This is a genomic window from Micromonospora sp. DT4, assembly GCF_049841675.1.
Classification (GTDB): Bacteria; Actinomycetota; Actinomycetes; order Mycobacteriales; family Micromonosporaceae; genus Micromonospora.
This window is the reverse complement of the sequence record NZ_JBNCKT010000073.1, coordinates 19094-28764: the sequence shown is the minus strand read 5'-3', so window position 1 is coordinate 28764 and position 9671 is coordinate 19094. Positions and strand designations below refer to the sequence as shown.

Sequence of the window (9671 nt, the reverse complement as noted above, 5' to 3'; positions counted from 1 at the left end):
TGATCAATGGACCCGTGCCTGCTTCCTTCCCGCAGGTACCCGCATGTCCGGATCTTGGACCTATTGCCGGTCGCTCTTATTTCTTCCCTCCGGTTCATCCTGGCCAGCGCACGCCACCGCAGGTCGAAGCGGAAGTTCGCGTTCTGGCCGCCGATGAAGTCGAGCACCGTGAGGCAGGGCTTGTCGTCGTCAAGACGCAGACCACGGCCGAGCTGTTGCAGGAAGATCGTGGCGCTCTCGGTGGGCCGCAGCATGAGGATCGTGTCGACCATCGGCAGGTCGACGCCCTCGTTGAACAGGTCCACGGTGAAAAGCACCCGCAGCTTGCCGGCCTTGAAGTCCCGCAGCAGCCCCGCCCGGTCGGTGCCGGGCCGGGACGTTACGGCCGCCGACGCCACACCGTGCTGGTTGAACCAGTCGGCCATGAACTCGGCGTGTCTGATGCTTACGCAGAACCCGAGTGCCCGCATCCACCCGACGTCCACCTTGTCGCGGACCGCGTGTAGCACCAGCCGTGCCCGCGCGTGGTCGGCGGTGTAGAGGGTGGTGAGTTCGGCAAGGTCGTAACCCTGGCCGCGTTTCCAGGTGACCTGCGACAGGTCCACGTCGTCGTGCAGCCCGAAATACTGGAACGGCGACAACAACTGCCGCTCCAACGCGTCCCATAGGTGCAGCTCAACTGCCGCGCGCCCGTCGAACCACCGGCGGACGTCGCCGCCGTCGGCCCGGTCGGGGGTCGCGGTCAGTCCAAGGAGTACGCGGGGACGCAGCCGCTCCAACAACCGCGTGTATGTGGGCGCCTCGGCGTGGTGGAACTCGTCCACGATCACCATGTCGTACGCTTCGGGGTCGACTTCCCGCCGATGCAGCGACTGGATCGAGGCGAAGACGTGCTTCCAACCGTTGGGCTTCTCGCCCGCGACAAGCGTTTCGCCGAAGCTGCCGTCGCCCATGACCTGCCGGAACGTGGACAGGCTCTGCCGCAGAATCTGCTCCTGATGCGCGACGAAGAGCAGCGAGTCTGCTCGTTTCGCCTTGTGCAGCCGGCGGTAATCCAGTGCAGCGACGACGGTCTTGCCGGTGCCGGTTGCCATCACGACGAGGTTGCGCCAATGCCCGTGCACCAACCGCTCGGCGTCCAGGTCGGCAAGGATCTCCGCCTGGTACGGGTACGGGTGCACGTCCAGGTTCGAGATCTCGGTCGGGGCTTGGTCACGGCGCTCCCCGGTGAGTGCGTGCCGTAGCCGCTCGGAGTCCCTGGCCGCGTCGTACGCCTCGAACGCCGGGTCGTTCCAGTAGTCCTCGAACGTCGCCGTGAACGTGTCGATGACGTGCGGCTGCTCGATGTTCGAGATGCGGACGTTCCACTCGACGCCGTCCACCAGCGCGGTCTTCGACAGGTTCGACGAGCCGACGTACGCGGTGGTGGTGCCGTTCTTGCGGCGGAACAGCCATGCCTTGGCGTGCAGGCGGGTGGTTCTCGTCTCGTACGACACCTTCACCTCAGCGCCGAGTTCGCTGAGTCGGTCGAGGGCCCGCTGATCCGTTGCGCCCAGGTAGGTCGTGGTGATGACGCGGACCCGGCCGCCTCGGGCGATCAGCTGACGGATGGGCTCCTCAACGATGCGCAGGCCGTACCACTTGATGAACGCGCAGAGCAGGTCGACGCTCTCGGCCGACGCCATCTCGTGGTTGACCTCGTGGCCGATGCGCGGCTGGTGGCGGCCGTTGACCAGCAGCGCTCCGGTGGAGAGGGGAGTGGTGGGCCGCTGCGGGAAAGCTGGTAGCGCCGGTGGTGTGGGCGGGGCGGCGATGGCATGGAGCAGGTGCTTGGCGTCGGTGACCTGGTCCTGTTCCGTTGCTGCCTTGGGGCTCAGGGTGGTGATGGCGTCAGCGATCTGGTTCGCCATCGCGATCTGTTGATGGAGCTTGTCGTCACCGTTGGGGACGGTCTGGAGAGCTCGGGCGGCCAGGGTGGCGATGTGCCGGGCGAGGGCGGTGTGCGCGTCGGCCGGGTCGAGGTCGTGGCGTTGGATCAGTGCGGGGTCGACGTGCTGAAGGCGGTCAGCCAGCGCACGGGTGATCAGGTGCTCGTACACACCCCGCTCAAGATCCGTCATCCAGGCAATCTAATCGGTCGTAGCGCTTCGAGACCGTCCCTGGTTCATGTCTTTTCGCATGTGTCGGCTCGTCGACAGACGCATGTGACCACGGCTTGGAGCGAGGTCGGCGAAGGGCTTCCAACGGGCTTGAGGATCATCATCTCGCACTGATTGGAGGCGGTCCGCGAACTCGCCCGCCACCTCGGGCGAGTTACCAATGAGTGGTGCGGCGGCAGCGATCATCTTCAACTCACGGGCTTCTCGCAAGACTGGCCATGACTGGTCCGAGGTCACGTCGTAGCCGTAGACGGCAGTCAACCCCTCGTGCAGGCCTGTGCTTCCGAACCGTGCTTCGCCTACCGCCACCGCTGCCAGGTCAACCTGCCACGGCCCGATGCAGGTGGCATCGAAGTCACACATCACTGTGCGGCCCGATGTCTCTCGTAGCAGGTTGCCGACATGCGCATCTCCGTGGACGAGCTTCGGCCCCTCCCGGTGGTTGAGCGCAACCAGTTGCGGCTCCAGGCGATCGCACCACTTCACGAGGAAATCACGGTCGTGCGGATCGAGGCCTTCGGCGTCAGCCAGGCGTCGTTGGGCGTCGCCGACAGGATCCCAAGCCGGGAGTGCGATGGGCGTCGGGTCGAGAGCATGGAACTCGCGCAACGCAAGGCCGAGATCCTCCACCGTCGGAGCAAACGGCGACGGTTGAACGTAGGACCAGACTGAGGCGACGAATTCGCCGACTCGCACGGGCTGCTCGATATCGGGCGCGAGCCGAATCGTCGGTGCGTCGATCCGAGCAAACCAACGCCCAAGCTGGACTACCTTCGTCACCCGGTCAAAGAGCTGATGGGTTCGCGCGATCCGGATGACGATTCCGGATCGGGGCAATGCGAACACGGCGTTGTTGGTCAATTGCAGCAGCTGGGCAGCTTCGGCAGAAGCGCCAAGGGTAGCGGCGATGTCTCGCATGGCCGCCGTCATTGCCCCCTCGGAGAACCGCCCGTTCATGCGGCCAGCGCAGCCCGGGCAGTGAGTACCCGCTCGAAAGCGGCCACCTCCGGAAGCTCCCGGTGTCGAACGAGATCGCGACGCAGGTTCACCACCCGATCGCTCACCCGTTGTGAGCTCATCTCCTGTGCCTGCTTCAGCACGCGCGCCCCGACGGCGAGCGCCTGCTCGGGCTCATCGGCCAAGAACAGTGCGCTGCACAGCCCGACCTCATTGAGCACGGCGCTGCGCACGTTCCCCGCGCCAAAGGCCGCGATGGAATCCCTGCCCCAGCGCACCGCCTCCGACGCGTGCCTGCGGTCTATCCGTGCCATGTCCCGGTACACCCGCCCGTACTGAGCAAACAACTCGCCGCGGTCGTAGAAGCCCATCCAGGCCGGCTCACGCTCCTTGTTGATGCGCTCGAACTGGTCGCTCGCCTTACCGAGGGCGCTCAAGGCAGTCTGATGGTCTCCGAGCGCCGCGACGGAGGCTGCCTTCGCGCCCCAGAGCAGAGCTTTGGCCGCTGGTGTGGCATGCGATCCGAGCTGTGCGTAGGTGAGTTGCAGTGTCGCGAGGGCATCCCGGTTGTGCCGCAGGTGTTGAAGCTGCTTGGCCTGCGCGTACCGAATCATCGCGACCAGAGGGGCGTTATCAGCAGTCAAAGCGGCGCGCTCACCGGCGACGAAATGCCGCTGCGCGTCGCCGTGCCTCCCAGCGTCGAGCGCGGTCCAGCCGGCCAGCTGCCGGGCTGTCGCCACCGCTGCGATGAGGGATGGTGTGACTTCGGCCGGGTGCGACCAATCAAGCATCCGGTATACCGATTCGGCGAACCGGGCCACCTCCCTATACAGCAGGCCACCCCCAGTTTCGCGGTCCACCGACCGGTACAGCTCCAGCACTGCGTTAAGCCGAGCGATATCCGCTGTGCCGATCCGCCGAGGCTGGACAAGTTCGCTGCCCCCGAGCAGACCCGCACCCGCAGCGACAGCGGTGATACCAGCCAACAGGGCTCGCCGATCCTCGTCTGGCCCAGCACCCGGTGGATTGGTTGAGGCGCGAGCAAGTTCGGGTCGCGCGCCCGACCGCTGAGCCTGGCCAGGGAGAGCGAACCATAGGCTGGGAGCGGGTATCCCAAGGAGCTGCGCCCAGTGCGCCAACCGGTCCAGGTGTACCAGCGGCGGGCCGTTCTCCACGCGACTCAACTGCGCCTGCGTGATCCCCAGCCACCCCGCCACCACGGACTGCGGCAACGCGACCCGCCCGTGATACGGATGGCAGCGATACGCCCGGATCACCCGCCCCAGATGCCGCTCGGCCAGCGCGAGTCGCACCGGCTCGTGGTCCCAGAGGCTCGCCGGCACCACCGGCGGCGCGCTGAGCCGGTCCCGCTCGGCGGCCTGGCACGGCGTACACCGTCCGCTGTTGTTGTCCCGGGCCAGCCGTCCGCCGCACCGAGGGCAGTTCGCGTGTGTCACCGGCGGCTCCGTCCGTCTCGCCTCATCGAGCCTATCCATTGAACACACTGCGTGGAGCATTGATATACGCGCGATGCATATCGCCGAAGGATGCCAAGAGGCGGCAACCGTTGATGTGCTCGGCAGGACCGGCGGCGCAGACAACCAGATACAGCACCTGGCGTTCGGTCATGCCCGCAGTCTGCCCGACTCGACCATCGCATAGTCGACCGCATACGTAACGCACATGCCGCCGACGATCGACATGACATGCCGTCGTGCCTGGTCAACGGCGAAGGTCGGTGCACGGCCCGGGGCGGGCGCTGGCTCCGGAGCTGCGCTGACCCTCAACGGCACAGCCCGCACCCGCCCGCCCCGGCGCCACCCGATCCGTCGACGTCTCGGAGCCGCCATGCCCACCCCTGAGCAACCCACGCTACCGGCCGACCTCGTCGCCCGCTGGTTGCGCCTGGTGACGGCGGACGCGGAGCTGTCGCCGTACCTCATCGGGATTGATCTGGACCGGCTCGCCGCGCACCTGGCGACCGTGCTCGACGGGAACGCAACCCAATGGTGCGGTCTGGGGCTGTCGGAGGCGCAACATCGGCGGGTCGTCGACTACCTGGAGGGCGTCCTGCGGGCGGCCGAGCTGCCAGACGGCCGGATTGCCCAGGTCAGGCGGGCGTTCGAGGTCGGTGCGTGAGCCTCGCCGCTGCCTGGGCGTCGATCGACGTCCGGGCGGCTGGTGACTTCTGGCGCACCCTGGAGGACCGCCGCCCCGGGCTGCTGCCGCAGCGCGAGGCGTCACTGTTCTTCGCCGCATTTGGCGGTCTCGTGGCCGGCGATGACGACCGGGCGGGTCGGGCCGCGCTGCTCATGGTGCTCGGCCGCGCGTACCGTCGCTACGACCTGCTGCCACACGTCACCACCATCGGCGACGCGCTGCTCGCCACCCTGGCCCGCCACGCACCGCATCCCCTGTGGACGACCGTCGGAGAGCGGGCCGTGGACCGCGCCACGCACGCCGTTCGTCGCGCCGCCGCCCGCGTCGGCGACGGGCCGGCCTGGTGGCCCGCCCAGGTGATCGGCCACGAACGGCCGTCGCCAGGCATCGCCATCCTCACGGTACGTCCCTGGCGGCGGCTGCCCCACCACCCCGGCCAGGCCGTTCCGGTCTGCACACCACGCCTGCCCGGTCGCTGGCGATGGCTCTCCCCGGCCAACCTCCCACGCGCCGACGGCACCGTCGAGCTGCACGTCCGCGCCGTAACCGCCGGCACCGTCTCCCACCGTCTGGTTCACGAGGTACGCCCCGGCGAGCTGATCTGGCTCGGCCCACCCGGCAACACCGGCCTGCGTCTCGACTCGACGCGTACCGTCGATCTGCTGCTCGTCGCCGGTGGCACCGGCCTCGCGCCGCTGCGTGCCCTGGTCGAACAGGCCGCCGCCGCGCCGGCCGGCCGGCGGGTGACCCTGGTCGTCGGCGTCCGCGCCTTCGTCGACCTGTACGACGCGATCGCCCTCGACAAGCTGCAACGCCGGCACGACTGGCTGACGATCGTGCCGGCGTTCTCCGACGACCCCTGCGCCGAGCCGGCCGAGCAGGGCGACGCACTCACCATCGCCCTCGACCACCACCGCCTCGACCAGGACATCTACGTGTGTGGTCCGCCCGCGATGCTGGCCGGCGCCCGGTCGCGGCTGCTTGCACTCGGCATCCCCGCCGCCCGTATCCACACGCCGGTCACCTTCACCCGCTGACGGCGGAGCAGGCTGATCGCGGTGTTGCGTAGGGTGGCCATTACGCGGGGTGCGTTGCCGGTAGGTGGGCGGCTGGCGTCTTCGGCGTAGGTGGTGTCGCGGATGTGGTGCAGGACTTCGATGGCCCAGTGTCCGCGCAGCCCATCGGCCAGGTCGGCGGGACTGGCGTCTGCGGCGGTCAGGTTCGTGATGGCGTAGACGGTGACGGTGGACCAGTGGCCGGTGGCCGCGTCGAGGTCGCGGGCGGCGATCCGGTACTGCTTGCCGGACCCAGGCGGTGTTCCACAGGCTCGCCGAGCGCGTCGACGTGTGACCCGTCCGGAACGGCGTGATGCCTCGGAATGATCATTCCGAAGCATCACGCGTTTCGACCTATCCGCAGGTCAGCGAGGTACGTAGGCGAAGGTTTCCGGGTTCGGGCCCTGCCGCCCGGGTGCCACCGCAGCACCACCTGCGCCGGCGTACGGCCAACCTCCCCGGCGATGTCGACCACGGTCGGGGCGTCCAGCACCTTTCCCTGCGCGATGGGCGACCACGCTTCGGTGAGGATGTTGTGCTCGCGGCCGTAGGCGCGGACCTCCTCGTTGCCGAAGTACGGGTGCGCCTCGATCTGGTTGACCGCCGGCACCACGCTCGCCTCGTCGGCCAGCCGCTGCAGGTGCGCCACCTGGAAGTTCGACACGCCGATCGAGCGGGCGCGACCGTCGCGCTGGGACTCCTCCAGCACCTTCCACGTCGAGACGTAGTCGCCGTCGTACAGGGTCGGCAGCGGCCAGTGGATCAGGAACAGGTCGATGTAGTCCATCTTCAACGCCGACAGCGTCGAGTCGAACGCCTTGCGGGCATCGTCCGGGCGGTGGAACATGCCACTGCGGCTCCTTCGCGTCTTCGTATCCGTTATCAATACCCGGCAGGTGGACGATTCACCGCCCAAAGGGGGTGGCGAGCGCAACGGCGATCCGGTTCACCCGGTCGTGTCGAACAGGACCAGCCAGGGCCGTGCCGCCGGCACCGAGGGCGACGTGGGCCCGTGCCGCCGGCACACCGCGAGCGGTGGTCGTGCCAGCCCGGCGCGGTGGCCCGGGGCGCGGCCACCAGGTCCAGGCCGGCGAGCGCGGCGAGAGTTACCTCCCGCCCGGTCAGCCGGCGGCCAGCTCCGCCAGGGCGCGCACCGACTTCCAGTTGCGGGTGGTGCCCACCACGCCGAGCTTCTTCTCCAGGTACGCGTTGGTGAACTTCGTCCGGCCGTAGCCACCGTCGGGGAAGTGCAGGAAGATCTCGCGGCCGGTCACGGTGAACGCCACGTTCTCGCCACCGGGCACGGTGAGCGCGTCGACCAGGGACTTCTTCGGCGCGGTCGCGAGGAAGGCGACCAGCAACCTCTTCGGGTCGTCGTCGACCTCGGCGTACGGGTTTCCACCGGCCACCGCCGCGAACTCCCGGCCGCTGCGCACCAGCACCGGCACGGTGAGCCCCAGTTCGTCGGTGAGCGCACGCTCGATGCCGGCGGCCAGCTTCTCCGCGTCGCGCACGGTGCTGCCGAAGACCACGTTGCCGCTCTGCAGGTGCGTCGTGACGTCGTCGTGGCCGAGGTCGACGACGATCCGGCGCAGGTCGGCCATCGCGAGGCGGGTGCTGCCGACGTTGACCCCGCGCAGCAGGGCGACGTACCGGGTCATGGCTCCTCCTGGGTGTACGGCCGACCGGCTCAGCGTAGGCCGCCCGGCCCAACCAGGCCCGTCTCGAATCCGCTGGCCAGCGTGCTGCCGACGTGGCGGGCACTGCGGCACCGTCCCGCGCGGTCCCCGCTCGGCACGCTCGGATGACCGGGTGCGGGACCGGGCGGTGGACCGCCGCCGGTTCACTCCACGACCGGCAGCACGACCTCGTTGCGGCGCAGGAACCACGGCTTCCACGGCGGGTCGAAGCGCGCGTACCGGATGGCGCCGGTGGGTTGCAGCCCGGCGGCGGTCACCGACCGGCCGAGCATGGTGGCCCGGCGGCTGAACGCCTGCTCCGTCCACCGGCCGGAGAAGCGCATGGCCGCCGCCAGTTGTGCCGCGACCGCACGGATCCGCACCCGGGCGTCCACCGGCTCGGGCGCCGTCGCGGTGGTGACGGTGGCCGGCAGGACGAACTGGATCAGGTACGCGCCCGGCCGCTCGCCCTCGATCTGGACGACCGGCACGGTCATCGCGATCTTCTCCGAACCGTTGGCGGTCGGCGTCGCCGGCACGGCCGACCCGACGGGGTGCCGGGCCCGGTTGGCGCCTCCGACGTACGCGGCCAGTGGCCGGAACGCCTCGATCGGCGCCCGGGTGAACGACGCCTGGACCTGCATCTCGGCCACCAGGTGGGCCGGATAGCGGCGCAGCTCGAAGCCGGGGTGTCGGGACACCACCCGGTACGGCTGCTGCTCGGTCATCGCGCGCTCCCAGGATCTACTGGAACAGACGCTACCGCCCCTTCGGCTCCCGCTCCGCCGAAGTCGACTGTCCCGCCCCGGGGGCGACGGTCCGCCAGTACTGGCGTCCGCCCTCGTCGCGCAGGACCACCGGCCAGGACGCCATAGCTGGCCGTGTCCATGGTCAGGACACCTCGCGGCACAGCGTCCGGACCAGGCCGGCGGCCGCGCAGTGGTCGGACCACCGCGCGGCGGCGTCGCCGTCGACGGAATCCACGTGCTGTCGCCAGAGGATCTGCTTACCGCATACCGGAATTGAACTTTCGTCCGATGCTGGCCGTACCACTGCCCGAGGATGTCGGTGCGGTGGGTCCGCCGTACCGCTGCCGAACTGCGGGAGGCCTGCCGTGCGTGTTGGTGAGCAGTCGACGGATCCCATCGACCAGGTGCTGGGTGAGGTGCCGGTGCCGGCACCACTGACCCCCGAGGATGTCCGGCTCGCGGTCCGGGCGGTGGTCGTGCACATCGCCGAGGAGTGGCCGACCGGGCCGCTGTGCCGCAACGACGGGGCCTCCTACCCGTGCCGACTGCATCGCTGGGGGCGTCGGGTCCTGGAGACACACGGGCTCAACGAGCGGCAGATCGAGGCGCTGATCCGACACGGCAACCCGTTCGTGCACGTGCCCTTCCCGTTCACCGCCACCGGGCCGTCGACCGCGCGCCCCACCGGCGCCCGGCCGGCGACGACCGCCGGCTACCAGGCACCGCCGCCCGGCCGGGCCGGACTGCCGGCGCGACACCAGGCCGCGCGGGTCACCCCCGCAGGGGTACGACCTGCCCCGGCCGGCCGGCCGGCGACTCCCGGGGCCACCGCGCCGCGCTGGCCCCGGGCGAGCTGAGCGGCGCTACCCCCGGCCCGCCCTGTGCGGGGCGACACGACGTCGGCCCGACGCG

At 69.5% G+C, this 9671-nt stretch carries 10 protein-coding genes; 3 read left to right on the top strand and 7 right to left on the bottom strand.

Annotation, left to right across the window (positions count from 1 at the left end; translation table 11 throughout):
* From ACLQ24_RS19965 to ACLQ24_RS19950, 4 genes are all read right to left on the bottom strand, one after another.
* The coding region (locus ACLQ24_RS19965; RefSeq protein WP_425893227.1) for a DEAD/DEAH box helicase family protein at nt 1-2120 on the bottom strand (2120 nt) is incomplete at its 3' end.
* A gap of 9 nt (nt 2121-2129) precedes the next feature.
* Nucleotides 2130-3116, bottom strand: coding sequence for a phosphotransferase family protein (locus ACLQ24_RS19960; RefSeq protein ID WP_425893226.1), 987 nt, complete (start codon nt 3114-3116; stop codon nt 2130-2132).
* Entirely contained in the window at nt 3113-3997 is an 885-nt protein-coding gene (locus ACLQ24_RS19955; protein ID WP_425893225.1) for a hypothetical protein, read from the bottom strand. Before ACLQ24_RS19955 ends, ACLQ24_RS19960 begins: the two co-directional genes overlap by 4 nt.
* A gap of 607 nt (nt 3998-4604) precedes the next feature.
* The gene (locus ACLQ24_RS19950) at nt 4605-4745 is read right to left on the bottom strand and encodes a hypothetical protein (protein WP_425893224.1); all 141 of its coding nucleotides are present in this window, start codon (nt 4743-4745) and stop codon (nt 4605-4607) included.
* A 219-nt stretch (nt 4746-4964) separates the two neighbouring features.
* Here ACLQ24_RS19950 and ACLQ24_RS19945 point away from each other — a divergent pair, with 219 nt between their 5' ends.
* On the top strand, nt 4965-5255 hold the full coding sequence (locus ACLQ24_RS19945; RefSeq protein WP_425893223.1) for a hypothetical protein: 291 nt from the start codon (nt 4965-4967) through the stop codon (nt 5253-5255).
* The gene (locus ACLQ24_RS19940; protein WP_425893222.1) at nt 5252-6313 is read left to right on the top strand and encodes an FAD-binding oxidoreductase; all 1062 of its coding nucleotides are present in this window, start codon (nt 5252-5254) and stop codon (nt 6311-6313) included. Before ACLQ24_RS19945 ends, ACLQ24_RS19940 begins: the two co-directional genes overlap by 4 nt.
* 358 nt (nt 6314-6671) lie before the next feature.
* On the opposite strand, the gene ACLQ24_RS19935 is transcribed toward ACLQ24_RS19940, so the two are convergent.
* The 3 genes from ACLQ24_RS19935 to ACLQ24_RS19925 all read right to left on the bottom strand — a co-directional run bounded on the left by ACLQ24_RS19935 (nt 6672) and on the right by ACLQ24_RS19925 (nt 8738).
* Nucleotides 6672-7217 carry an aldo/keto reductase gene (locus ACLQ24_RS19935; RefSeq protein WP_425893221.1) on the bottom strand — a complete coding sequence of 182 codons (546 nt, stop codon included), beginning with the start codon at nt 7215-7217 and terminating at the stop codon, nt 6672-6674.
* A 235-nt stretch (nt 7218-7452) separates the two neighbouring features.
* Nucleotides 7453-7992 carry a DUF1697 domain-containing protein gene (locus ACLQ24_RS19930; RefSeq protein WP_425893220.1) on the bottom strand — a complete coding sequence of 180 codons (540 nt, stop codon included), beginning with the start codon at nt 7990-7992 and terminating at the stop codon, nt 7453-7455.
* A gap of 182 nt (nt 7993-8174) precedes the next feature.
* Entirely contained in the window at nt 8175-8738 is a 564-nt protein-coding gene (locus ACLQ24_RS19925) for an SOUL family heme-binding protein (protein ID WP_425893219.1), read from the bottom strand.
* A 386-nt stretch (nt 8739-9124) separates the two neighbouring features.
* Here ACLQ24_RS19925 and ACLQ24_RS19920 point away from each other — a divergent pair, with 386 nt between their 5' ends.
* Entirely contained in the window at nt 9125-9616 is a 492-nt protein-coding gene (locus ACLQ24_RS19920) for a hypothetical protein (protein WP_425893218.1), read from the top strand.
* Nucleotides 9617-9671 lie beyond the last annotated feature (55 nt).